Origin of the sequence: Paraburkholderia sp. DD10 (assembly GCF_049177125.1) — a bacterium.
Lineage (GTDB): Bacteria > Pseudomonadota > Gammaproteobacteria > Burkholderiales > Burkholderiaceae > Paraburkholderia > Paraburkholderia terricola.
Genome location: NZ_CP185393.1, coordinates 82,822 through 106,327, shown reverse-complemented (window position 1 = coordinate 106,327; position 23,506 = coordinate 82,822). Strand labels below are relative to the sequence as shown.

Here is a 23,506-nt window from a genome sequence, read left to right as displayed (position 1 = left end):
GCGGCGATCCGGTGTGATCGACAGAGGGGCGCGCCCGTCGCGGCCGCGGCTCTCGCGCGCGCGATGCCGCGCCGCCCCGCTGGTTTATCTTCAAAGGCCATCATGGCGTTTTCATTTCCGACGTTTGTACGACCAGGCGCACGGCGCGCCATCGCCGGCGTGGCGCTCGCGCTCCTCGCGCTTCTCGCGGGTGCGCCGCTTGCCGCGTTCGCGCTCGTCCCGGCCGATGTCGCGCCGCTCGCCGCCGACGACTTCGATGCGAAGTCCGCCGCCATCGACAAGCTGATCGCCAACCACGACAAGGAATCGGTCGCGGTGCTCAAGGCGCTCTCCGAAGACAGCGCGCTCGCCACCGATGCCGGCGCCGTGCTGCTGCAAGACGGCGACGCCGCGCGCGACGCGGTCACCGGCAAGACCGTCGCCGCCGGCGACGCGCAACCGGTCACGCTGAACAACCTGCTGCGCTCGAAAGTGGCCGGCGCGCTGTCCGGCCTGCAACTCGATTCGCCGGACAGGGCGACCCGTGAAGCCGCGACCGCCGCGCTGCTGCGCAACCCCGACCCGGCGATCAAGCCGCTGGTCGACGCGGCCCGCGCGAAGGAAACCGATCCCGCGCTGAAGAAGCGCCTCGACACGCTGTGGGCGATGACCGCCCTGCACGACGCCGATCCGGCGAGGCGTCTCGAAGCCGTGCAACTGGTCGCCGCCCGGCACGATCTCGACATGAACGAACTGCTGCGCCCGCTCGTCGCGAAGAAGCCGGACGGCAGCTTCAATGAAGCCGACGAGCGCATCCGCGCGGCCGCGCAAAGCGGCATCGACGAACTCGATGCGATCCAGCGCCGCAGCCAGATCGCCGGCACGCTGTTCGCCGGCTTGTCGCTCGGCAGCGTGCTGCTGCTCGCGGCGCTCGGCCTCGCGATCACGTATGGCCTGATCGGCGTCATCAACATGGCGCACGGCGAATTCCTGATGATCGGCGCGTACGCCACTTACGTCGTGCAGAACCTGTTTCAGCGCTATGCGCCCGGCGCGTTCGACTGGTATCCGCTTCTCGCGGTGCCGGCCTCGTTCGCCGCGGCGGGGCTGGTGGGCATCGTGCTCGAACGGCTGGTGCTGAAGCATCTGTACGGCCGGCCTTTGGAGACTTTGTTGACCACCTTCGGCATCAGCCTGATCCTGATTCAGGCGACGCGCATGCTGTTCGGCGCGCAGAACGTGCAAGTGGTGAACCCGGCGTGGATGAGCGGCGGCGTGACCGTGCTGCCGAATCTGATCCTGCCGTACAACCGCCTCGCGATCCTGGCGTTCTCGCTGATCGTCGTCGGCATCGCGTGGACGGTGCTCACTAAAACGCGCCTCGGCCTCTTCGTGCGCGCCGTCACGCAGAACCGGCGCATGGCCGCGTGCGTCGGCGTGAAGACCGCGCGCGTCGATTCGTATGCGTTCGCGTTCGGCGCGGGCATCGCCGGTTTGGGCGGCTGCGCGTTGTCGCAGATCGGCAATGTCGGACCCGACCTCGGCCAGAGCTACATCATCGATTCGTTCATGGCCGTGGTGCTCGGCGGCGTCGGCCAACTCGCCGGCACGGTGATCGGCGGCTTCGGGCTCGGACTCGTCAGCAAGGCGATCGAACCGTTCTGGGGCGCGGTGCTCGCGAAGATCGCGGTGCTGGTGCTGATCGTGCTGTTCATCCAGAAGCGTCCGCAGGGCATGTTCGCCCTCAAGGGCCGCAGCGCGGAGGCATGATGACATCGGCTACTTCATCGCCCCACGTCGGCACGGCGGGCAGCCGTGCCGCGGCCGGACGCGGCGCCGATTCCGGCTTCGCGCTCGGCTTGCCGCCGCGTCCCGCGCTGTTGTCGCGCCGCGCGTGGCTCGCGCTGATCGCGCTCATCATCGTGTTCGGCCTCGGCGTGCCGTTCGCGACACTCGTGGTGCCGGAGACGAGCCCGCTGCATCTGTCCGCCTACGCGATGACGATCACCGGCAAGTTCATGTGCTACGCGATCGCCGCGCTCGCGCTCGATCTCGTGTGGGGCTACTGCGGCATCCTGAGTCTCGGGCACGCGTTGTTCTTCGCGTTGGGCGGCTACGCGATCGGCATGTACCTGATGCGTTCGATCGGTCACGACGGCAAATACGGCAGCGACCTGCCCGACTTCATGGTGTTTCTCGACTGGCACCAACTGCCCTGGTACTGGCAAGGCACGCAGCATCTCGGCTACGCGCTGCTGCTGGTGGTGCTGGTGCCGGCGGTGGTCGCGTGGGTGTTCGGCTTCTTCACGTTCCGCTCGCGCGTGAAGGGCGTGTACCTGTCGATCATCACGCAGGCGATGACGTTTGCCGCGATGCTGCTGTTCTACCGCAACGAAACGGGTTTCGGCGGCAATAACGGCTTCACCGATTTCAAGCGCATCGGCGGATTTCCGATCACGCATGCGGGCACGCGCACGGCGCTGTTGCTGATCACGTTCGCGGTGCTGATTCTCGCGTTCATCGGCGCGCGGGCAATCGTCACGTCGAAGCTCGGCCGCGTGGTGACCGCGGTGCGCGACGGCGAAACGCGCTTGATGTTCCTCGGTTACAGCCCGCTCGCGTACAAGCTGTTCGTGTGGACCGTGTCCGCCGTCTTGTGCGGAATCGCCGGCGCGTTGTACGTGCCACAGGTCGGCATCATCAATCCCGGCGAGATGTCGCCGGGCAACTCGATTGAAATGGCGATCTGGGTCGCCGTGGGCGGACGCGGCACGCTGATCGGGCCGATCGTCGGCGCGTTCGCGGTGAATGGCGCGAAGAGCTTTTTCACGGCGAACTTCCCTGAATACTGGCTGTTCTTTCTTGGTCTGATTTTCGTGCTGGTTCCGCTGTTCCTGCCGAACGGCATCATGGGGCTGATCGACATCGTGACGCGCAAGAGGAACCGTTCATGAACGAAAACCCGATGGTTCCCGACTTGGCATTACCGGAACAACCCGCTGAACATTCGTTGAGCGGCGTCGCGAGCATGGGGCACGCGGTGGTGCCGGGGCAAATCGACATCTCGCACGGCACGATTCTGTACCTTGAAGACGTGACCGTGAGTTTCGACGGTTTTCGCGCGTTGAATGCGCTGACGCTTTCCATCGACGCCGGGGAACTGCGTTGCATCATCGGCCCGAATGGCGCGGGCAAGACCACGATGATGGATGTGATTACCGGCAAGACCGAGCCCGATTCGGGCAAGGTTTTTCTGGGGCAGTCGATCGATCTCACGCGCATGAATGAACCTTCTATTGCGCGTGCCGGGATCGGGCGCAAGTTTCAGAAGCCGACGGTGTTCGAGCAGCATCCCGTGTGGGAGAACCTCGAGTTGGCGATGAAGGCTGACAAGGGGTGGTGGTCGTCGTTACGGGCGCGGTTGGATCGCGAGGCGCAGGCGCGGATTGAAGAGACGCTTTTGTTGATCGGGCTCGAGAGTGAGGCGCGGCGGCTGGCCGGCGAGTTGTCGCATGGGCAGAAGCAGCGGCTCGAGATTGGGATGTTGCTGATGCAGCAACCGGCGTTGTTGTTGCTCGATGAGCCTGCGGCTGGGATGACTGATGACGAGACCATGCGGTTGGCTGAATTGCTCAATCATTTGCGGGGGACTTGTTCGATGATGGTTGTCGAGCATGATATGGAGTTTGTCGCTGCTTTGGCCGGCGAGGCCGGGAAGGTTACTGTCATGGCCGAAGGGCGTGTTTTGGCGCATGGGAGTTTGGATGAGGTGAAGAGGGATGAGACTGTTATTGAGTCTTATCTTGGGAGGTGAGGGCTGATTTTTTTGTTCTCTGGTTTTTTTTGTTCTCTGGTCTTTCTGTTCTCTGATTTTTTGGCCTTTACTTGATTTGTTAGTGGTCTATTAGCGTTGCCCCTGTGCGGGGCGGCACCTACTTTTCTTTGCCGGCCGCAAAGAAAAGTAGGCAAAAGAAAGCGGCTCACACCGCTAATTTTTAAGTGGATCCCCTGGCTTGGAGGGGATCGTGGTGCATCTGGAATCCGTGCTCTCGCGCACTCCGCGCTCGTGACAAGGCAGTCATACTTCCCGCCTCGCGCTCCGCGCTCGGCGGAAGGGTCTGCCCGCAAACCAACGGCTTCGTTTGTGCGCGTGGGGGCCGTCGGCTTCGCCTCGGCGTGGCGCTAAATGTGTGCGCAGAGCCAGGCACGAGTTGAATGGAAGCACCGCTTAGCCCAGAAGCGGCGCATAACTTGACGAAGTTTCGCTTAGCCTCAAAAGCAGTGCATGGTTCGATGAAACACCACTTAGAAGCTGTTGCGAAATTAAGTTTTGGGTCTGTTAACTTTTCTGACTTGGTGTTAACTTCTTGTCTTGTTTTGCCTGACAGGAAGCAATGCCTAAAGAACTCATAGACGACGAATTGTGGTCACTCATCGAACCGCTTCTGCCCGCGCGAGCACCGCGCAATCGCCAGTACGCGGGCCGCAAACCGACGCCAGACCGAGCAGTGCTGACTGGCATCGTGTTCGTGCTGCGCTCGGGCATTGCGTGGAACCTGCTGCCGCAGGAAATGGGTTGCGGCTCAGGCACCGCCTGCTGGCGACGGCTCGTCGCATGGCAGAAGGCCGGTGTCTGGCAACGTATCCACGAAACGCTGCTGGCCGAACTGCGCCGCCGTGGCGAAATCGACTTAACGCGTGCCATCGTCGACAGCTCATCAATTCGCGCCATGCTGGCGGGAAAAAAACCGGCCCGAATCCCACGGACCGGCGCAAGCTCGGCAGCAAGCACCACCTCATCGTCGACGCGCAAGGCATCCCGCTCGCGGTCATCCTGACCGGCGCAAACCGCCACGACATTACGCAGCTCGATGCACTGGTCCAGGCCATTCCACATATCCGGGGCAAACGGGGACGTCCCCTGCACAAGCCGCAAATCGTTCAGGGCGACCGGGGCTACAGTTCCGAGCCACATCGGCAGCGCTTGCGCGAACGTGGCATCACGCCCGTGCTCGCAAAAATTGGCTCGCCCCATGGCAGCGGACTCGGCAAAACGCGTTGGCAAGTCGAGCGCTCGATTGCCTGGCTTCACTCGTTTCGACGCCTGAAGATTCGCTATGAACGCTACGCCCATATCCACGAGGCTTTCCTCTCGTTAGCTTGCGCCTTGATTTGCTGGACGCGCCTCAAGCCTTGGTTTAACTAATTTCGCAACAGCTTCTTAGCCCCAGAAGCTGCACGTGATTTGATGAAGTACCGCTTAGCGCCAGAAGCAGCGCATGGTTCGATGAAGTACCGCTTAACCCCAAGAGCGCCGCGGGGTTTGATGAAGCACCGCTTAGCCCCAAAAGCGCCGCATGGTTCGACGAAGTACCACTTAACCCCAAGAGCGCCGCGGGGTTTGATGAAGCACCGCGACGGCGCGCGCAGCGTCGCCGGAAGAATGACTGCTTTGTCACGAACGCGGAGTGTGCGAGAGCACGGATTCCAGATGCACCACGATCCCCTCCAAGCCAGGGGACCCACTTAAAAGTTAGCGGTTTGAGCCGCTTTCTTTTGCCTACTTTTCTTTGCGGCCGGCAAAGAAAAGTAGGTGCCGCCCCGCACAGGGGCAACGCTAATAGACCACTAACAAATCAAGAGACCACAAACAAATCAAGCAAAGGCCACCACAGCAAAAACCCCACCCCAACGGACGTTCAAAAAATGCTAGAAGTACAAAACCTAAACCAGTACTACGGCGGCAGCCACATCCTAAGAGACGTGAAGCTCACAGTGCCAGCCGGCAAACTAACAGTCCTATTGGGCCGCAACGGCGTAGGCAAGACAACCTTGCTGAGATGCCTGATGGGCGTAGTCCAAACCAAAAGCGGCTCGATCACCTGGCGTGACACGCCCATCACCAAACTCCCCACCTACTCGCGAGTAGAAAAAGGCCTGGCCTACGTCCCCCAAGGCCGCGACATCTTCCCGCGGCTAACGGTCGAGGAAAACCTGCTAGTGGGCGCCGCCAGCAAAAAAGCCCCAAGAAAAATCCCCGACCGCATCTACGAACTATTCCCCGTCCTGAAGGACATGCGCACCCGTCGCGGCGGCGATCTGTCCGGCGGTCAGCAACAACAACTCGCGATCGGCCGCGCGCTCATGAGCGATCCGCAACTGCTCATTCTCGACGAACCCACCGAAGGCATTCAGCCGTCGATCATTCAGGACATCGGCCGCACGCTGCGTCAACTGATCGAGGAAATGGGCATGACGGTACTGCTCGTCGAACAGTATTACGACTTCGCGAAAGACATCGCGGACCGCTATTGGGTCATGAGCCGCGGTGAAATCATCGCGGGCGGCGAAGGCGCCAACATGGACGCGGACGGCGTGCGCACACTCATCGCCGTGTGACGGATATGAGCCAACCCGCGTGCTATTCTCGCCGCATGCCGGGGCAACGCGGCTCACTCGCATAGGCACGCTCCGCCTCACTCCGTCCACCGCAAGTCCATTCGCATGTCGCTTCACGAAAACCACATCACGCTCGCGAGCGCGCCAGCCGACACGCAAACCGGCACGCAATCCGGCACCCAAGCCGGCGCCCATTCGCAATGGCGCGCGCGTCTCGAACTCGGCTTCGTCAAGCACGACCAACGCACCACGCTCAAGCATCGGCTGCACGATGGACCGCTGCGCGTGCAACGGCCGCTCTATCCCGAAGGCCATGCGATCTGTCATGCGGTGATCGTGCATCCGCCAGGCGGCATCGCGGGCGGCGATCAGCTCGATATCGACGTGGCCGTCGGCGCCGGCGCGCATGCCGTCATCACCACGCCTGGCGCGACCAAGTGGTACAAGTCCAATGGACGCGCCGCGCAGCAAACCATCGCCGTGCGCGTCGGCGAGCACGCGAGGCTCGACTGGCTGCCGCAGAACAATATCGTTTTCGATCACGCGAACGCGATGCTCGATTTCTCGCTGACACTGAGCGAAGGCGCGACCGCCCTCGGCTGGGATGCGACGCAACTCGGGCGGCAAGCGGCCGGTGAGCGGTGGTCGGCGGGACGCTTGCAGGCGGTGTCGCGCATCGTGGGCGCGAATGGCGAACTGCTGTGGCTCGAACGCGCGAGCCTCACCGCCGACGATCCGCTGCGCGATGCCGCGCAAGGGCTGGCCGGCTTTCCGGCATATGGCGCGCTGTGGGCGCTCGGCGCCGCTTGCGACGATGCGCTCGCCGAAGCGCTCACCGCGCAACTACCGTTCGACGATACGCTGCGCGCGGCGGCCTCCTGCGTCACGCAAGGCGTGCTACTCGTGCGAGCGGTGTCGCGTTCCATGGAGACGCTGCAAAACGCGTTGACGACGTGCTGGCTTCAACTCAGGCCGGTCGTGCATGGTGTCGATGCGGTGCCGCTAAGAATCTGGTCCACCTGATTCGCTTCATGGCTCGTGCCGCTGCATCGAGCCTTTCACCGCCGTAAGCACAGCAGCGCACCAAGCCGAGGCATTCGCGAGCCCCAACCCGGTGCGCGGCCGCGCCTTACGTCCAGCAAGCGCATGCTGCACCGGCATGGCACACACCTTGCGTTGAGAACCGTCACGATGCTGCCGCGTCCTGACGGCAGCCGACCGGCTTGCCGCCACCACCACCGCTCACATCACATGAACCGATCGACTCTTCGCCCCGCGCGTCGCGCCTGGCTCGCCGCACTGCTGCTCTCGCCCGTCCTCGCGCTCAATGCGCCCGCCGCTCACGCGGACACGCTCGACAACATCGCCAAGGCCGGCGTGCTGAAAGTCGCCGTGCCGGAAGACTATCCGCCGTTCGGTTCGGTCGGCGCGGACATGAAGCCGCAAGGCTACGACATCGAGACCGCCGCCCTGCTCGCGAAGTCGATGAACGTGAAGCTCGAACTGGTGCCCGTCAACAGCGCGAACCGCATTCCGTATCTGCAAACCGGCAAGGTCGATCTGGTGATCTCGTCGCTCGGCAAGACGCCGGATCGCGAGAAGGTCATCGATTTCTCGACCGCCTACGCGCCGTATTACCAGGGCGTGTTCGGTCCCGCCGACGTCAAGGTCGCCGGCCCCGCCGATCTCACCGGCAAGACGGTCGGCGCGACGCGCGGCGCGCTCGAGGAAATCGGTCTCACGCAAATGGCGCCGAACGCCACGATCAAGCGCTTCGAGGACAACAACGCGACCATCGCCGCGTTCCTGTCCGGCCAGGTGCAACTGATCGCCGCCGGCAATATCGTCGCCGCCGCGATTCTCGCGAAGAATCCGCCGCGCCGCCCGGAGCCGAAGTTCGTCATCAAGAATTCGCCGTGCTTCGTCGGCATGAACAAGAACGAAGCGCGCCTGCAGCAGAAAGTGAACGCCGCGCTCGCGCAAGCCAAGCAGGACGGCACGCTCAACACGATGTCGAAGAAGTGGTTCGGCGCGGCGCTGCCGACCGATCTGTAAGCGCGTCGTTAGCCAAACTTGATAGCGTGGCGGGCTTATCCGGCATTGCACTTGTCGTGGCCGCATCCCGTGCGTAGCATGCGATCGCGGCCATGACACGCAGCGCCTAACCTTGCCACAGCCGGCCCCGCCCAGGCCCGGCGCAATCCAACGCACCCATTCGACGAAGCTGACTCGATGAAGCTGACACCCCGCGAGAAGGACAAGCTGCTGATCTTCACCGCCGCGCTGCTCGCCGAACGGCGCCGCGCACGCGGCCTCAAACTGAATTACCCGGAAGCGATCGCCTTCATCACCGCCGCGCTGATGGAAGCGGCCCGCGACGGCAAGACCGTCGCCGAGGTCATGCACTACGGCACCACGCTGCTCACGCGCGACGACGTGATGGAAGGCGTGCCGGAGATGATCCCCGACATCCAGGTCGAAGCCACCTTCCCCGACGGCACCAAGCTCGTCACCGTTCATCACCCGATCCCCTAACAGGCAGGCTCCATGATTCCCGGCGAACTCCTGATCGACGACGGCGAACACGAACTCAACGCGGGCCGCGCCACCGTCACCGTGGTGGTGTCGAATACCGGCGACCGGCCGGTGCAGATCGGCTCGCACTATCACTTCTACGAAGTGAACGCGGCGCTCGCCTTCAACCGCGAAACGGCGCGCGGCTTCCGCCTCAACATCGCGGCGGGCACCGCCGTGCGCTTCGAGCCGGGTCAGGAACGCACCGTCGAACTGGTCGAACTGGCGGGCGATCGCGTCGTCTACGGCTTCAACGGCAAGGTGATGGGCAAGCTGTGATGCGCCGCTTGCGCGCGCTTGCCCTGACCGCCCCGCTCATTTCCGGATCCACACCATGACCCTACGCATTGGCCGCCGCGCATACGCGGAAATGTTCGGCCCCACCACCGGCGACCGCGTGCGCCTCGCCGATACCGAACTGCTGATCGAAGTCGAGCGCGACTTCACCACCTACGGCGAAGAAGTGAAATTCGGCGGCGGCAAAGTGATTCGCGACGGCATGGGCCAGTCGCAACGCGTGCATGCCGACGTGGTCGATACCGTCGTGACGAACGCGGTGATTCTCGATCACTGGGGCATCGTCAAGGCCGACATCGGCATCAAGAACGGCCGCATTGCCGCGATCGGCAAGGCGGGCAATCCCGACATCCAGCCGAACGTGACGATTGCGATCGGCGCGGCCACCGAGGTGATCGCCGGCGAAGGCCTGATCGTCACGGCGGGCGGCATCGACACGCACATTCACTTCATCAGCCCGCAGCAGATCGAGGAAGCACTCGCGAGCGGCGTGACGACGATGCTCGGCGGCGGCACCGGCCCCGCGACCGGCACCAACGCGACGACCTGCACGCCGGGGCCGTGGCATCTCGAACGCATGCTGCAAGCGGCCGACGGCTATCCGATGAATCTCGGCTTTCTCGGCAAGGGCAATGTGAGCCAGCCGCAACCGGCCCTCGAGCAGATCGCGGCGGGCGCGATCGGTTTGAAGCTGCACGAGGACTGGGGCACGACGCCGGCCGCGATCGACAACTGCCTCTCCGTCGCCGACGACACCGACACGCAAGTCGCGATTCACACGGACACGCTGAACGAAGCCGGTTTTGTCGAAGCGACCGTGGCCGCGTTCAAGGGCCGCACGATTCACACGTATCACACGGAAGGCGCGGGCGGCGGCCACGCGCCGGACATCATCAAGGTGTGCGGCGAGGCGAACGTGCTGCCTTCGTCCACCAATCCGACGCGCCCGTACACCGTCAATACGCTCGAAGAGCATCTCGACATGCTGATGGTGTGCCACCACCTGGACCCCTCGATCGCGGAAGACATCGCGTTCGCCGAATCGCGAATTCGCCGCGAGACCATCGCCGCCGAGGACATCCTGCACGATCTCGGCGCGCTGTCGATGCTCTCGTCCGATTCGCAGGCGATGGGCCGCGTGGGCGAAGTGATCATCCGCACGTGGCAGACCGCGCACAAGATGAAGGTGCAACGCGGCGCGCTGGCCGAGGACAACGCCCGCAACGACAACTTCCGTGCGAAACGTTACGTCGCGAAGTACACGATCAACCCGGCGATCACGCACGGCATCGCGCATGAAGTCGGTTCGATCGAGCCGGGCAAGTGGGCCGACCTGGTGTTCTGGGAGCCGGCGTTTTTCGGCATCAAGCCGTCGCTGATCCTGAAGGGCGGCATGATCGCGATGGCGCAAATGGGCGACCCGAACGCGTCGATTCCGACGCCGCAGCCGGTCCACTATCGCGAGATGTTCGCGACGCGCGGCGGCGCGCTCGGGCGCACGTCGTTGACCTTCGTCTCGCGGATGGCGGCCGATGCGGGCGTCGGCGAGCGCTATGGCCTGAACAAGCGTATCGTTGCCGTGAAGAACTGCCGCAACATCTCGAAGGCGGACATGATTCACAACGCGTGGCGCCCCAGCATCAGCGTCGATCCGGAAACCTATCAGGTGATCGCCGACGGTCAGTTGCTGACCTGCGAACCGGCCACCGTGCTGCCGATGGCGCAACGCTACTTCCTGTTCTGACCATGCGCACCATCGACAAACTGATTGCCCCGCATCTGAAGCTCGCGCCCGTGCTGGTGAAGCGCGCGCCGACCTTGACGCTCGCGTTCGACGAACGCCGCAAGAGCCGGCTCGCGGCAACGCTCGATAACGGCGAGGAAGTCGCGCTGCTGTTGCCGCGCGGCACGGTGTTGCGCGACGGCGATGTGCTGGTCGCCGACGACGGCGGTCTGGTGCGGGTGATCGCGGCGCCGGAAGCGGTGCTGTATGTTCGCGCGAAAGATGGGTTGACGCTGACGCGCGCCGCTTATCACCTCGGCAATCGTCATACGCCGGTGGAAGTCGGCGCGGACTATCTGAAGCTCGAATACGATCCGGTGCTGGCCGATATGCTCAAGCGCATCGGCGCGACCGTCGATCAGGTATCGATGCCGTTTCAGCCGGAGTCGGGCGCGTATGGCGGCGGCCACAAGCACGGTCACGACGAGACGTTCGCTGAAGACTATGCGTTGGCGCAGCAGGTGTTCGGTGAGCATCACGGGCATGAGCATTCGCATGAGCATGACCCTGCGCACGACCACGGCGATCACGTCCACGACGAATCGTGCGGCCACGGGCATCACCACCATCATGCGCATCGCTGAACTCACGGCGCTGCTGCATCTCGCGTCGCCGGCGCTGCCGATCGGCGCATTCAGCTACTCGCAGGGACTCGAAGCGGCGATCGAAGCGCAACTGATCACCGACGCGGACTCGGCCCGCGACTGGATCGCGAGCGGCCTGACCGACGTGCTCGCTCACGGCGAGCTGCCGTTTCTCGCGCATCAAATGGAACGCTGGCGCGCGCATGATGCAGCCGGCCTCGCGCAAGCCAACAGCGAATTCCTTGCGAGCCGCGAATCGGCGGAATTGAGGCGTGAAACCGGGCAGATGGGCTGGTCGCTGCGGCAACTGTGCGTCTCGCTCGAATGGGGCGATGCAGCGAGGCGCGACACGCTCGCCGCGATGACGCCGCTCGCGCAGCCCACGGCTTTCGCCTTCGCCGCCTACGCGCACGACACGGCCGTCGACGCCGCACTGGCCGCTTACGCTTTTAGCTGGGTGGAAAACCAGGCCGCCGCCGCGTTGAAGGCCGTGCCTTTGGGCCAACTCGCGGGCCAACGCATCATCGTCGCGCTGCGCGAGCCGATCGACGCCGCCGTCACGCGCGCCCTGGCGACGACGCCCGCCGACATCAACACCTTCGCGCCGCAGTTAGGCATTCTCTCGGCGCGTCACGAGTCGCAGTATTCGCGGCTCTTTCGCTCATAAGACGATCCATCATGAACGCACCTCATCATCCTGCCCACTCGTCCGCCCGCACGAAGAAACTGCCGCCGCTGCGCGTGGGCGTCGGCGGCCCGGTCGGCTCGGGCAAGACCACGCTGCTCGAAATGCTCTGCAAGGCGATGCGCGAGCAGTACGACCTCGTCGCGATCACCAACGACATCTATACGAAAGAGGACCAGCGTCTGCTGACGGTGGCGGGCGCCTTGTCCGCCGAGCGGATCATGGGCGTCGAAACGGGCGGCTGCCCGCATACGGCGATTCGCGAGGACGCGTCGATCAACCTCGAAGCCGTCGATCGCATGCTGACGCGTTTTCCCGATGCCGACATCGTGTTCATCGAATCGGGCGGCGACAATCTCGCGGCGACCTTCAGCCCGGAACTGTCGGACCTGACCATCTACGTGATCGACGTGGCGGGCGGCGAGAAAATTCCGCGCAAGGGCGGCCCCGGCATCACGAAGTCGGATCTGCTGGTGATCAACAAGACGGACCTCGCGCCGATGGTCGGCGCGAACCTCGACGTGATGGCATCGGACGCGAAGAAGATGCGCGGCGAACGGCCCTTCGTGATGTGCAATCTGAAGGCGCTCGACGGGCTCGCGGAGGTGGTGAGGTTTATCGAGGCGAAGGGGTTGTTGAAGGTTTGAGGCGTTACTCGCCCGGATGACACTCGAGCAAGAACGCCATCATCTCCGTCGCGTCTTTCGACAGATAAAAGCGCACCATCTTTTCGTTGAAGTCACCGGCGCGCTGCGCCGGCACACTGATCGCGTCGATGCCGTTCGACATCAGCACGCCGTTCATCATGAAACGTGAGGTGCGCTTGTTGCCGTCGAAGAAAAACTGCTGCAACGCGCCGAACAGGAAGAAAGCGCAGCCGCGTTCGAACGCGTTGGGCACCTGATCGGTCAGCGCACGCGCGCCCGCGGCAAAAACGCGATTCAGTTCGGGGGCGCCCGGCAAGGTGGGCAACGGCGTGTGCCGCCCCGCCTCACCCAACGCAACGTCAGGTGTATAGCGCGTTTCCTCGCCTTCTCCTCGGAATACGCCCCACTCAAGCGTCTCGTTACGTGCAACGAGACGATGCAGGTCGCAAAACGTCGGCTTGTCGAGCGCGAACCGCCCCCGTCTGCACAATGGCCAGCAGATGCTTCGAACTCTCCGCGAGGTTCAGGATCTGTTCGTGATCGGAGATTTTCCGGCCACCGACCGTGACGCCGTCGAGCAGCGTTTTTACCTCGGGAAACGTGAAGGGATTGCCTTCGAGCACACTCGCGTCCCACACGAATTCCGGCAGCATTCGATGAAAACGGAAGCACACCCGTTTGATCGAATGGGCGGGAATGTCTTGTGGAATCGCGGCGCGATCCCATTGAAAGCCGAGGTCGGTGAAGAGCGTCATCGCAGGCGGAAGAAGAAACAGTTCAAGTCTTAGGGCCAGCGCAGCGCGTGCCCGATGTTCGCAGAATATATTATTTATCGACGCTCGAAACCTGAGCCACGCACGGCATCTCGCGAGCGATGCCCCTCACTCCGGCAACACCGCCATCAACACATCCACCGTCCGCGCGGTCGCTCCACGATGCCGAGCGGCGAACGCCGAAGCCGCGCCGCCCATCGCCAGCCGTCGCGCCCTGTCGTTGAACAGCTCGCGCAATGCCCGCGCCAGATCGGCCGGGTCTTGCACCTGCACCGCGGCGCCCGCCGCGACCGCATCCGCGGTGGCCTGCGTGAAGTTGAACACGTGCGGCCCGATCAGCACCGGCACGCCCACCGCGCACGCCTCGATCAGGTTCTGTCCGCCGAGCGGCAACAAGCTGCCGCCGATAAACGCCAGATCGGCAGCGGCATAGTAAGCACCCAGCTCGCCCATCGAATCGCCGAGCAGCACGTTGACTTCAGCGGGCAACGCAGGCACGTCGCCCAACACGCCCGCGCCCGACGCCACCTGCGCCGCCGGCGCCCAACCCGAACGCCGCTCCAGCCGCAGCCCCGCTTTCTCGACCAGCGCCGCCACTTCGTTGAACCGCTGCGGATGACGCGGCACCAGGATCAGCAACGCATCGTCGACGCCGAGCGCCGCGAACGCCTGCAGCACCAGTTGCTCCTCGCCTTCACGCGTACTCGCCGCGACCCACACCGGCCGCGCGCCGATCGCAGCACGCCACGCATGGCCGCGCGCCGCCAGCTCGGGCGGCGTGCTCATGTCGAACTTCAGATTGCCGAGCACCGCGACGTTGCGCGCGCCGAGCGCGGTGAGCCGCTCCGCATCCGACGGACTCTGCGCCAGCACGCGCGCAAAGCCGCCGAACACGCCCTTGGCCGCCTGGCCGAAATTCGCCGCGCGCCCGAACGAGCGCGCCGACATCCGCGCATTGGTCAGCACCAGCGGCACGTCCGCGCGACGGCATTCGTCGATCAGCGTCGGCCACACTTCGGTTTCCATCACGAGACCCAACGACGGCCGCCATGTCCGCAAGAAACGCCGCACCGCATGCGGCATGTCGTAGGGCAAATAGCTGCGCAACACGCGGTCGCCGAAAATCTGCTCGCCGGTGGCGCGACCGCTCGGCGTCATATGGGTCAACAGGATGCGCGCATCGGGGCGCGCCTTGATCAGCGCGTCGATCAGCGGTTGCGCGGCGCGCGTCTCGCCCACCGACACCGCATGCACCCAGATCAACGGCGCGCTGTCTTCGGGCAGCCGCCCGCGCGCATAACCGAAGCGCTCGCCGATATGCTCGCGATAGCCGCGCTCCTTGCGCGAACGGATCAAAAGACGCAGCACCGCCAGCGGCGCGACGATCCACCAGAGCGCGTTATAAACCGCCCTCAGCATCGGGGCTCCGCGTTGCTGAGCGCGCGCCTGAACACGCCGCGCAAAACCGGCCAACGGACAGCGGCGCTCAAACCAGCGCCCTGCCCTTCAGGCGCTCGAGAATGCCGAGCGGCGCGCATTCGGGCTGCGCCATCGCCTTGACCGGCAGGAAGAAAGTCTGCTCCATCATGAACTGGCCGGACATCACCGCGTGCGAGGTTTGGTCCGAGAAACAGATCCACACGCTGCCCGGCGGGAACGGCATGGTCTCCTGGGGACTCGACTTCTGATAGTCGAGGTCGGCCTTCATGCCGTCGTGCAGATTCAGCATCAGATGGTCGTATTCGCTGCGCGGCGATTTCGTCACATGCAGCAGATTCAGCAGCCATGCCGAGCCCGGCATTTGCGGCTTGATGCGCGGCAGAAAGCGCTTCGCCATGTCCTCGAACGGTTCGCCCACGCGCCACACGCGCGGCGCGCCATGCGGATTGATGTTGGTGAAGACGCGCAAGATGCGCTCGCCGTAGTTGGGCCGCGACGGGAACGCATCCACGTGCAGGCGGCTATCGTCCTTACGCCATGACGTTTGGCGCGTTTCGACCTGATGCAGCCGCAAGCTCGTCGGCGCGACGCGCAGCTTGCCGTTGTATTCGGGAAAAAGTCCATCGACCAGCGTGCGCGCATTGGCCTGATAACGCGCGATCAGCGCGCGCACCGCCGATTGCGTGACCGCGTCGCCGGCCACGCCGTGCAGCGCGCCGCCGTTCGGTTCGAGGCTGATGTTCTTGCGGTTGGGGTCGGCGAGCGCGGGGTCGAGCAGCGCCTGTTCGCCGCCTTCGATCGCAAAGCGCAGGTTCGGGAAATACAGCACCTTGCCGCGTTCGACGCCGGCAAGCAGCGTCTCGCGCGGCACGGACAGATTGCGTGCGTGCCAGTCGGCGCTCGCTACTTCGATGATCTGGGTTTCGTTCATGGTCGCCCTTGAAAACGGATGGAGCGTAAGGCGAGGCGCGCCGGTTCTTTACAACAGGCCGAAGCCGGCCAGCGCGGATTTGACCTCTTGCAGCGTGGGCGGCTTGCCGGCGGTGCCGAGATTGACGACGTTCGGCGACCAGTAGCCGCCGGTGCGCCACGCGGTCGCGAAATTGTACAACTCGACTGTCGGCCGCTTCAGCGCCGCCGCGATGTGAACCAGACCTGTATCAACCCCGACCGTCGCCGCGGCGCCTTCGATCAGACCGACCACCGCGGGCAACGACAGCTTCGGCGGCACGATGGCCGCCGCGCCGAATTCCTTCGCGAGCCGCTCGCTCGTCGCGCGCTCCGCCTCGCTGCCCCAGGGCAGCACGATCGACGCCCCGCGCCGCACCAACGACTGCCCCAACTCGATCCACGCGGCATCGGGCCATTGCTTGTCGGCGCGCGAGGTGGCGTGCACGAACACCACATAAGGCACCGGCAGATTCACCTTCGCCTCCGACAACGCCAGCGCCGCGCGGCGCGTGTCGATGCCGAAGTCGATCTCGTCGGTGGCTTGCGGCGGCGGGTCGTTCAGCGCCGCGGCCACCAGTTGGCGCGTGCGTTCGACCACATGCGTGCGCGGCTCGATCGGCACGCGCTTGCCGTAGAAGAAACGCACCGGCCATTCGAAGCCGGCGCCGTCCGTGCGATTGCCGAGGCCGACCAACGGTCCGCGCGCCATGCTCGCGACCCACGCGGTCTTGATGAGCCCCTGGCAGTCGATCACGAGATCGTAGTGCTCGGCGGCGAGCGCGCGGCGAAACGCGCCGATCTCGCGCCAGTTGTCGGCCGAGAGGATGCGCTTGCGCCAGCGCCGCAGCGACACGGGAATCGCCCGCCGCACGCCGCTGACGAGTTCGACCAGGCCGACGAAGCTTTCTTCGACGAGCCAGTCGATCTGGGCTTCGGGATGGCGGCGCCGGATGTCGGCGATCACCGGCATGTTGTGAACGACGTCGCCCAATGACGACACCCTCACGATCAGAATCTTTTGCGCGCTCAAGAGTGGGAAAACCGGTTATCCGGCCCGAAGATGCGTTGAGAGAGCCCCCGAACCTGCCGCTTCGCGCCAGGCCTCCCGAGGGGGTGAGAAACCGCGGGGCGGCCCGGCGTTTTCTCACGAGGTCGGCAATTTTAGCGCGTCACAGGTAAGTGGCATGAAAAAACGCGGCGCGGTAAGTGAAACCCGCGCCGCGTTGGCTGGCGGCCCGCGCGTTCAGTTCGAACCGCGCCGCCGCCGTGGTTGTGCTTCTTTGCTGCTTCTTTGCTGCCTGCTTGCTGCGTGCTTGCTACCTTGAAACCGCCACAGCGTTCAGAACGGCAGCTTCGCGTCGGCCTTCTCCGCGAGGATCACGCGACGGAAGTCTTCCTGGATGCGCCTGAGCGCCGCATCGTTATCGGCTTCGAAGCGCATCACCACCACCGGCGTGGTGTTCGACGAACGCGCAAGGCCGAAGCCGTCGGGATACTCGACACGCAAGCCGTCGATCTTCACGACGTCGTCCGCGCCGGTGAACTTCGCGTTCTGCTGCAGGCGCGCGATCAGTTCGAAGTTCTCGCCTTCCTCCAGCTTCAGTTGCAGTTCCGGCGTGGAGTTCGAGTTCGGCAGCGAGTTCAGCAACTGGCTCGGATCGGCCACGCGCGTGAGGATTTCCAGCAGACGCGCGCCCGTGTACAGGCCGTCGTCGAAACCGTACCAGCGGTCCTTGAAGAACACGTGGCCGCTCATCTCGCCGGCCAGCGGCGCGCCGGTTTCACGCAGCTTCGCCTTGACGAGCGAATGGCCGGTTTTCCACATCAGCGGTTCGCCGCCCTTGTCTTTCACCCACTTGGCGAGATTGCGCGTGCACTTCACGTCGTAAATGATCTGCGCGCCCTTGTTGCGCGACAGCACTTCTTCCGCGAACAGCATGAGCTGACGGTCGGGATAGATGATCTGGCCGTCTTTCGTGACCACGCCCAGGCGGTCGCCGTCGCCGTCGAACGCGAAGCCGATTTCGGCGTCGGTTTCCTTCAGCGCGCGAATCACGTCCTGAAGGTTTTCCGGGTGAGCCGGGTCGGGGTGATGGTTCGGGAAGTTGCCGTCGATCTCGGTGAACAGTTCAACCAGTTCGCAGCCGAGCTTCTTGAAGAGCCTGGGAGCGAGACCACCGGCCACGCCGTTGCCCGTGTCGACCACGATCTTGATCGGCCGCGTGAGTTTGATGTCGCTCGCGATGCGATCGAGGTAAGCATCCTCGATGTCGTACTCGGTGTAGGTGCCGCTGCCCGCCGAAAAGTTTTCGTCGACGATGCGCTGATGCAGCGCGAGGATCTGCTCGCCATAAATGGCCGCGCCGCGCAGCACCATCTTGAAGCCGTTGTAGTCGGGCGGATTATGGCTGCCCGTCACGACGATGCACGAATCGACGCGGCCTTCGCCGCCGTCGAGCTGCAACGGCACGCTGGCCGCGAAGTAGCCGACCGGCGTGGGCACCATGCCGACATTGACCACGTCGACGCCGGCCGCACGCAGACCGTCCGACAGCGCCTGAATCAGTTCGGGGCCCGAGAGGCGCCCGTCACGCGCGACCACCACGGCGTCGCCGCCTTGCGCGCGCACTTCGCTGCCGAATGCGCGGCCGATCGAACGCGCGGCGTCGGCGTCGAGCGTCTTGCCGATCACACCGCGAATGTCATACGCCTTGAAAATGGATTTGGAGATCATGTTGGCTCACTTGCGTGCAATGGAAAATTTTGACCGGCACATCGCCGAATGATCGGTAAAACTAGCTGTCATACCGGGCGATGCACCCTTGCCGGAAGCGATCCGGTTCCAACTTATAATTGCGCTTTTCGGACCAGCCTGGTAGCGCCATTCTAATGCTTAGACGCCCTCCCTTTGTAAAGTTGCCGCGACGATCGGCCAGGTGGGCAGCGACGCGCATCGCCACCGCACCGTGCGCGCAACTCGCGCCATCCGGGCGCCGCGGAGAAGCGAACCGGCGAGCGCTCACCGGATGCTGACGCTCAAGCGCTTCGCCAATCCCGACGTGACGCGCGCCTTCACCAATATCATCTGGCTCGGGCTCGAACGGCTCACGCAGATCGGCGTGGCGATTCTGATCAGCGGCATGGTGGCGCGTTACTTCGGCCCGGACACCTTCGGCAAATGGCAGTACGCGAACACGCTGCTGCTGGTGCTCTCGCCCATCACCTGGGTATGCGGCGCCGAAATCCTGGTGCCCACCATCGTCAACCGCCCGCCCGCTCAACTCGGCACCGTACTCGGCAGCGCTTTCGCGCTGCGCTTTTACGTCTCGGCCGCAGCCTTGCTGCTCACCTGGCTCGCCATCGTGCTGCACGTCTTCGAGCCGCTCGTCGGCGCGATGCTCGCCGGTCTCGCGGTGACGATGCTGTTTCGCGAGCCCTTCGTCGGCGTGATCAATGCGTGGCTGCAAAGCATGACGTACAGCAAGCCGCAGTTGCTCACCAGCATGAGCACGGCGGTGCTGAAAGCCGCGCTCGTCTACCTGCTGGTGCGCACGGCGACGGCGCCCGCGCACTTCGGCTGGCTGTGGGCGCTCGAATCCGCGGCCATCGGCGCCGTGCTGCTGATCTACTACGCGCGCCGGCATGGCGGCAAGCTCGGCTGGCATGTCGAGCGCTCGCTTCTCAAGCATTTCGCGAGCGCGGGCACGGTGTTCTGGCTGGGCCTCATCTGCATGTATCTGTTCCTGAAACTCGACCGGCTGATGCTCGAACGCGCGATTTCGTTCGCCGACCTCGGGCGCTATTCCGCCGCGCAGCAGTTGAACGAAAACTGGATCATGCTCGCGCTGATGCTCGCGCAGACCATCGCGCCCGCCTTCATCTACCGCGTGCAGGACGCCGCGCAACTGCGCCGCAACGTGTGGCGCCTGAGCGCGCTGACCGCCGTGTTGATGGTGAGCGGCGCGCTCGTGCTCGATCTGCTGGCCGGGTTCATCATCCGCCGCGTGTTCGGACCGGGCTTCGAAGGCGCGATCGAGATTTTTCGCTGGGCCGTGTGGCTTTCGGTGCCGGCCGGCATCGAGGCGGTCAGCAATCTTATCGTGCTCAAATATCAGGCCAAATTCGTGTTGCTCACGAAATGGCTGCTGGCGTTGGCCGTCGCGTTCGTGGTGAATCTGCTGGCGATCCCACGGCTCGGGGCTTACGGCCCGCTCGTGGGACTTGCCGCCGGTTATCTGGCCGCCGTGTCGGTTAATCTTTATTACATTCGTTTCAAATTGCGCCCATGACGAATTCATCCGCCGCGCATGTTTCGCTCGACGACGTCGCGGTGCTCATGCCCGCCTACAACGGCCAGGCCGACGTCGATCTCACGCTGGCTTCGTTCAGCGAGAGCGCGCCGATTCACGTGATGATCGTCGACGACGGCAGCACGCCGCCGATCGTCGCGCCGGCGATCCCCAACATGCACATCGAGGTGCTGCGCATGCCGCGCAACGGCGGCATCGAGCGCGCGTTGCAAACCGGCATCGACGCCCTCGCGCAGCGCGGCTTTCGCTACGCGGCACGCATCGACGCGGGCGACCGCAGCGTGCCGCAACGGCTCGCGAGGCAGCGCATGTTCATGGAACTGCATCCGCGCGTGGCGGGCCTCGGCATGTGGACGCAAGTCGTCACGCGCGAAGGCAAGCCGCTCTTCATGCTGACGCCGCCCGCCGAACCGAACGCGATCCGGCGCTTGCGCTTCTTCCGCTCATGCCTCGCACATCCTTCGATGATGCTGCGCATCGACGCCGTGCGCGCGGTCGGCAACTATCGCGCCGACTACCATGCCGCCGAGGACCTCGATCTGTTCGTGCGTCTGATGGAGCGCTATGACTGCGCGAACCTGCCGGAACTCGGCCTTTACTACGAGTTGAACGAAGGCGGCATCAGCGCGACCCGAAGGCGCCGCCAGGTGAGCTCGACATTGCGGCTGCAACTGCGTTACTTCAACGCCGCCAATTTCTACGACTGGCTCGGCCTCGCCAAGAATCTGCTGCATCTGGTGACGCCCTACCGCGCGTTGCAGCGGGTCAAGCGCGGCTTGCTCGCGCCCCGTGCGAGCCATTAGCCCGTGAACGATTCATTCTCCATTCAACGCCCGATTCGCCGTCCCATTCACCGCCGAGCCCGTTCCCGCATGAAGCCTGTCCTGAAGTCGACGCCCGCGCTGCGCATTACACTCGTGTGTAACACCGCCTGGGCAATCTATACGTATCGGCAAGGGCTGATTCGCATGCTGGTGGGGCGCGGCGTCGACGTGACGGTGCTCGCGCCGCGCGATCGCACGTTCGAGCTGCTCACGGCAATGGGCTGCCGCTGCATCGAATTGCCGGTGGCGTCGAAAGGCACCAATCCGCGCGACGACCTGCGCACGCTGGTCGCGCTCTACCGGCAATACCGGACCATCCGCCCGCACGTGGTGTTTCACTATACGATCAAGCCGAACATCTACGGCTCGATCGCGGCGAAGCTCGCGGGCGTGCAGTCGGTTGCGGTGACTACCGGCCTCGGCTACGTATTCATCCAGCACAGCCGCGCCGCCCAGGTCGCCAAGAAGCTGTATCGTTTCGCGTTCCGTTTCCCGCGCGAAATCTGGTTTTTGAATCGCGACGATCAGAGAGCGTTTGTCGAGCAGAATTTGTTGGTGCATCCTGAGCGTGCGCGGCTGTTGCATGGGGAAGGCGTCGATCTGGAGCAATTCGCCTTCACGCCCTTGCCCGAGCGCGCCGAATTCCGGTTCGTGCTGATCGGCCGGCTGTTGTGGGACAAGGGCGTCGGCGAATACGTGGAAGCCGCGCGGCGCTTGCGTGAACGTTATCCGCACGCGCGGTTCCAACTGCTCGGTCCGGTGGGCGTCGACAATCCGAGCGCGATCACGCACGCCGAAGTCGCGGCGTGGCAACAGGAAGGCATCATCGACTATCTCGGCGAGGCGCACGACGTGCGGCCTGTCATCGCCGAGGCGGATTGCGTCGTCTTGCCGTCGTATCGCGAAGGCGTGCCGCGCACGCTGATGGAAGCATCGGCGATGGGCCGGCCCATCGTCGCGACCGACGTGCCGGGCTGCCGCGAAGTGGTGACCGACGGCGTCAACGGATTGCTGTGCGAGGTGCGCAACGCGGAAAGTCTCGCGGCGCGGCTCGCGCGGATGCTCGACATGAGCGGCGCCGAGCGCCGCGCAATGGCTGAACGCGGCCGCAAGAAAGTCGCGGAAGAATTCGACGAACGCGTGGTCGTCGAGACGTACAAGGACCTGGTGCAAAAAATGACGGGCGTTTTACTTTAACGGAGCAACAGAATGACCACGAAGGGCACGATTCTGGTAACGGGCGGCGCGGGCTTCATCGGCTCGCACACCTGTGTCGAACTGCTGAACGGCGGTTACGACGCCGTGGTAATCGACAATCTCGTGAACAGCAACCGCGAATCGCTGCGGCGCGTGGAGCGGATCACCGGCCGCGCGGTGAGCTTTTACGAAGCGGACGCGCGCGACGAAGCGGCGCTCAACCGCATTTTCGACGCGCATCCGATCACGGGCGCGATTCACTTCGCCGCGCTCAAGGCGGTGGGCGAGTCGGTGGCGAAGCCGATCGAGTACTACAGCAACAACGTCGGCAGTTTGCTGGCCTTGCTCGGCGTGATGCGCGATCGCAACGTCAAGCAGTTCGTGTTCAGTTCGTCGGCCACGGTGTACGGCGTGCCGAAAAGCTCGCCGATCGACGAATCGTTTCCGCTGTCGGCCACCAACCCTTATGGCCAGTCGAAGCTGATCGCGGAGCAGGTGTTGCGCGATCTCGAAGTGGCCGATCCCTCATGGCGGATCGCGACGCTGCGCTACTTCAATCCGGTCGGCGCGCACGAGAGTGGCTTGATCGGCGAGGACCCCGCCGGCATTCCGAACAATCTGATGCCCTATGTCGCGCAAGTGGCGGTCGGCAAGCTGGAGAAGTTGCGCGTGTTCGGCGGCGATTACGAAACGCCGGACGGCACGGGCGTGCGCGACTACATTCATGTGGTCGACCTCGCACGCGGGCATCTGGCCGCGCTCGACGCGCTCGTCACCCAGGATGCGAGCTTCGTGGTGAATCTCGGCACGGGCCAGGGCTATAGCGTGCTGGACGTGGTGCGCTCGTTCGAAAAAGCCTCGGGCAAGCCGGTGCCGTACGAGATCGTCGCGCGCCGCCCCGGCGACGTGGCTTCGTGTTTCGCCGATCCGGCTGCGGCCGAGAAAATCCTCGGCTGGCGCGCGCAGTTCGGCATCGAGCGGATGTGCGCGGACCATTGGCGCTGGCAGTCGTCGAATCCCAACGGCTTCGTGTGACCTGACAGCAGCGGCTTGCCGGCCCACG

Annotated in this window: 23 protein-coding genes; 18 read left to right on the top strand and 5 right to left on the bottom strand. The window is 64.3% G+C overall.

Translation table 11 applies throughout. The features are described from left to right. The first annotated feature begins 102 nt into the window (after nt 1-102). The 13 genes from urtB (at nt 103) to ureG (ending at nt 12,948) form a co-directional block, all read left to right on the top strand. The gene (gene urtB / locus ACOCG7_RS15840; RefSeq protein WP_114161987.1) at nt 103-1,749 is read left to right on the top strand and encodes an urea ABC transporter permease subunit UrtB; all 1,647 of its coding nucleotides are present in this window, start codon (nt 103-105) and stop codon (nt 1,747-1,749) included. Continuing rightward, on the top strand, nt 1,749-2,933 hold the full coding sequence (gene urtC / locus ACOCG7_RS15835; protein WP_073431686.1) for an urea ABC transporter permease subunit UrtC: 1,185 nt from the start codon (nt 1,749-1,751) through the stop codon (nt 2,931-2,933). The genes urtB and urtC overlap by 1 nt, the downstream gene beginning before the upstream one ends. Further along, a complete protein-coding gene (gene urtD, locus ACOCG7_RS15830) occupies nt 2,930-3,793 on the top strand; it encodes an urea ABC transporter ATP-binding protein UrtD (RefSeq protein WP_114161986.1) in 864 nt (287 codons plus the stop codon). Before urtC ends, urtD begins: the two co-directional genes overlap by 4 nt. A gap of 580 nt (nt 3,794-4,373) precedes the next feature. Next, nucleotides 4,374-5,185, top strand: a protein-coding gene (locus tag ACOCG7_RS15825) for an IS5 family transposase (protein ID WP_114161924.1) whose coding sequence is annotated in 2 segments (ribosomal slippage) — nt 4,374-4,713 and nt 4,713-5,185 — 813 coding nt in all. Because the reading frame shifts where the segments join, the coding sequence is not laid out codon by codon here. Between the two features lie 500 nt (nt 5,186-5,685). Further along, the gene (urtE, locus tag ACOCG7_RS15820; protein ID WP_114161985.1) at nt 5,686-6,378 is read left to right on the top strand and encodes an urea ABC transporter ATP-binding subunit UrtE; all 693 of its coding nucleotides are present in this window, start codon (nt 5,686-5,688) and stop codon (nt 6,376-6,378) included. A gap of 105 nt (nt 6,379-6,483) precedes the next feature. Further along, a complete protein-coding gene (locus ACOCG7_RS15815) occupies nt 6,484-7,401 on the top strand; it encodes an urease accessory protein UreD (protein ID WP_114161984.1) in 918 nt (305 codons plus the stop codon). 228 nt (nt 7,402-7,629) lie between these two features. Next, nucleotides 7,630-8,433 (top strand): transporter substrate-binding domain-containing protein, encoded by an 804-nt coding sequence (locus ACOCG7_RS15810; RefSeq protein WP_073431682.1) that lies wholly within the window; start codon nt 7,630-7,632, stop codon nt 8,431-8,433. Nucleotides 8,434-8,610: 177 nt separating this feature from the next. Then, a complete protein-coding gene (gene ureA, locus ACOCG7_RS15805; protein WP_011487082.1) occupies nt 8,611-8,913 on the top strand; it encodes an urease subunit gamma in 303 nt (100 codons plus the stop codon). Nucleotides 8,914-8,925: 12 nt separating this feature from the next. Beyond that, nucleotides 8,926-9,231: an urease subunit beta gene (locus ACOCG7_RS15800; protein ID WP_114161983.1), complete on the top strand. Its 306-nt coding sequence runs from the start codon at nt 8,926-8,928 to the stop codon at nt 9,229-9,231. A gap of 55 nt (nt 9,232-9,286) precedes the next feature. Next, complete coding sequence (gene ureC, locus ACOCG7_RS15795) at nt 9,287-10,993, top strand: urease subunit alpha (protein ID WP_083085768.1); 1,707 nt, start codon at nt 9,287-9,289, stop codon at nt 10,991-10,993. Nucleotides 10,994-10,995: 2 nt separating this feature from the next. After that, on the top strand, nt 10,996-11,616 hold the full coding sequence (gene ureE / locus ACOCG7_RS15790; protein ID WP_114161982.1) for an urease accessory protein UreE: 621 nt from the start codon (nt 10,996-10,998) through the stop codon (nt 11,614-11,616). Next, nucleotides 11,603-12,283: an urease accessory protein UreF gene (locus ACOCG7_RS15785; RefSeq protein ID WP_073431678.1), complete on the top strand. Its 681-nt coding sequence runs from the start codon at nt 11,603-11,605 to the stop codon at nt 12,281-12,283. Before ureE ends, ACOCG7_RS15785 begins: the two co-directional genes overlap by 14 nt. Before the next feature lie 11 nt (nt 12,284-12,294). Next, nucleotides 12,295-12,948: an urease accessory protein UreG gene (gene ureG / locus ACOCG7_RS15780; RefSeq protein WP_114161981.1), complete on the top strand. Its 654-nt coding sequence runs from the start codon at nt 12,295-12,297 to the stop codon at nt 12,946-12,948. A 4-nt stretch (nt 12,949-12,952) separates the two neighbouring features. Here the strand turns inward: ureG and ACOCG7_RS15775 are convergent, their stop codons facing one another. Further along, on the bottom strand, nt 12,953-13,438 hold the full coding sequence (locus ACOCG7_RS15775) for a hypothetical protein (protein ID WP_421379019.1): 486 nt from the start codon (nt 13,436-13,438) through the stop codon (nt 12,953-12,955). Nucleotides 13,439-13,448: 10 nt separating this feature from the next. On the opposite strand from ACOCG7_RS15775, the gene ACOCG7_RS15770 reads away from it, so the two are divergent. Then, nucleotides 13,449-13,736 (top strand): hypothetical protein, encoded by a 288-nt coding sequence (locus ACOCG7_RS15770; protein ID WP_421379016.1) that lies wholly within the window; start codon nt 13,449-13,451, stop codon nt 13,734-13,736. 93 nt (nt 13,737-13,829) lie between these two features. Here the strand turns inward: ACOCG7_RS15770 and waaA are convergent, their stop codons facing one another. The 4 genes from waaA to ACOCG7_RS15750 all read right to left on the bottom strand — a co-directional run bounded on the left by waaA (nt 13,830) and on the right by ACOCG7_RS15750 (nt 18,846). After that, nucleotides 13,830-15,140 carry a lipid IV(A) 3-deoxy-D-manno-octulosonic acid transferase gene (gene waaA, locus ACOCG7_RS15765; RefSeq protein WP_114161979.1) on the bottom strand — a complete coding sequence of 437 codons (1,311 nt, stop codon included), beginning with the start codon at nt 15,138-15,140 and terminating at the stop codon, nt 13,830-13,832. Nucleotides 15,141-15,207: 67 nt separating this feature from the next. Beyond that, nucleotides 15,208-16,092, bottom strand: coding sequence for a Kdo hydroxylase family protein (locus ACOCG7_RS15760; protein WP_083085761.1), 885 nt, complete (start codon nt 16,090-16,092; stop codon nt 15,208-15,210). 48 nt (nt 16,093-16,140) lie between these two features. Then, entirely contained in the window at nt 16,141-17,082 is a 942-nt protein-coding gene (gene waaC, locus ACOCG7_RS15755) for a lipopolysaccharide heptosyltransferase I (RefSeq protein ID WP_244220005.1), read from the bottom strand. A gap of 369 nt (nt 17,083-17,451) precedes the next feature. Next, a complete protein-coding gene (locus ACOCG7_RS15750) occupies nt 17,452-18,846 on the bottom strand; it encodes a phosphomannomutase/phosphoglucomutase (RefSeq protein WP_114161977.1) in 1,395 nt (464 codons plus the stop codon). Between the two features lie 292 nt (nt 18,847-19,138). Between ACOCG7_RS15750 and ACOCG7_RS15745 the strand changes: the two genes are divergently transcribed. From ACOCG7_RS15745 to galE, 4 genes are all read left to right on the top strand, one after another. Further along, a complete protein-coding gene (locus ACOCG7_RS15745; protein WP_114161976.1) occupies nt 19,139-20,401 on the top strand; it encodes an oligosaccharide flippase family protein in 1,263 nt (420 codons plus the stop codon). After that, the gene (locus ACOCG7_RS15740) at nt 20,398-21,225 is read left to right on the top strand and encodes a glycosyltransferase (RefSeq protein ID WP_244744539.1); all 828 of its coding nucleotides are present in this window, start codon (nt 20,398-20,400) and stop codon (nt 21,223-21,225) included. Before ACOCG7_RS15745 ends, ACOCG7_RS15740 begins: the two co-directional genes overlap by 4 nt. Before the next feature lie 69 nt (nt 21,226-21,294). After that, a complete protein-coding gene (locus ACOCG7_RS15735; RefSeq protein WP_073431669.1) occupies nt 21,295-22,443 on the top strand; it encodes a glycosyltransferase family 4 protein in 1,149 nt (382 codons plus the stop codon). A 12-nt stretch (nt 22,444-22,455) separates the two neighbouring features. Beyond that, nucleotides 22,456-23,478, top strand: a complete 1,023-nt coding sequence (gene galE, locus ACOCG7_RS15730) for a UDP-glucose 4-epimerase GalE (RefSeq protein WP_114161974.1) — start codon at nt 22,456-22,458, stop codon at nt 23,476-23,478. Nucleotides 23,479-23,506 lie beyond the last annotated feature (28 nt).

Coding starts and splice junctions, on each gene's coding strand:
- ACOCG7_RS15815 (WP_114161984.1), top strand. CDS start 6,484: ATGTCGCTTCACGAAAACCACATCACGCTCGCGAGCGCGCCAGCCGAC.
- waaA (WP_114161979.1), bottom strand. CDS start 15,140: ATGCTGAGGGCGGTTTATAACGCGCTCTGGTGGATCGTCGCGCCGCTG.
- ureE (WP_114161982.1), top strand. CDS start 10,996: ATGCGCACCATCGACAAACTGATTGCCCCGCATCTGAAGCTCGCGCCC.
- ACOCG7_RS15745 (WP_114161976.1), top strand. CDS start 19,139: ATGCTGACGCTCAAGCGCTTCGCCAATCCCGACGTGACGCGCGCCTTC.
- ACOCG7_RS15810 (WP_073431682.1), top strand. CDS start 7,630: ATGAACCGATCGACTCTTCGCCCCGCGCGTCGCGCCTGGCTCGCCGCA.
- ACOCG7_RS15785 (WP_073431678.1), top strand. CDS start 11,603: ATGCGCATCGCTGAACTCACGGCGCTGCTGCATCTCGCGTCGCCGGCG.
- waaC (WP_244220005.1), bottom strand. CDS start 17,082: ATGCCGGTGATCGCCGACATCCGGCGCCGCCATCCCGAAGCCCAGATC.
- galE (WP_114161974.1), top strand. CDS start 22,456: ATGACCACGAAGGGCACGATTCTGGTAACGGGCGGCGCGGGCTTCATC.
- urtE (WP_114161985.1), top strand. CDS start 5,686: ATGCTAGAAGTACAAAACCTAAACCAGTACTACGGCGGCAGCCACATC.
- ACOCG7_RS15735 (WP_073431669.1), top strand. CDS start 21,295: ATGAAGCCTGTCCTGAAGTCGACGCCCGCGCTGCGCATTACACTCGTG.
- ACOCG7_RS15750 (WP_114161977.1), bottom strand. CDS start 18,846: ATGATCTCCAAATCCATTTTCAAGGCGTATGACATTCGCGGTGTGATC.
- ureG (WP_114161981.1), top strand. CDS start 12,295: ATGAACGCACCTCATCATCCTGCCCACTCGTCCGCCCGCACGAAGAAA.
- urtC (WP_073431686.1), top strand. CDS start 1,749: ATGACATCGGCTACTTCATCGCCCCACGTCGGCACGGCGGGCAGCCGT.
- urtD (WP_114161986.1), top strand. CDS start 2,930: ATGAACGAAAACCCGATGGTTCCCGACTTGGCATTACCGGAACAACCC.
- urtB (WP_114161987.1), top strand. CDS start 103: ATGGCGTTTTCATTTCCGACGTTTGTACGACCAGGCGCACGGCGCGCC.
- ACOCG7_RS15760 (WP_083085761.1), bottom strand. CDS start 16,092: ATGAACGAAACCCAGATCATCGAAGTAGCGAGCGCCGACTGGCACGCA.
- ureC (WP_083085768.1), top strand. CDS start 9,287: ATGACCCTACGCATTGGCCGCCGCGCATACGCGGAAATGTTCGGCCCC.
- ureA (WP_011487082.1), top strand. CDS start 8,611: ATGAAGCTGACACCCCGCGAGAAGGACAAGCTGCTGATCTTCACCGCC.
- ACOCG7_RS15740 (WP_244744539.1), top strand. CDS start 20,398: ATGACGAATTCATCCGCCGCGCATGTTTCGCTCGACGACGTCGCGGTG.
- ACOCG7_RS15800 (WP_114161983.1), top strand. CDS start 8,926: ATGATTCCCGGCGAACTCCTGATCGACGACGGCGAACACGAACTCAAC.
- ACOCG7_RS15770 (WP_421379016.1), top strand. CDS start 13,449: ATGCTTCGAACTCTCCGCGAGGTTCAGGATCTGTTCGTGATCGGAGAT.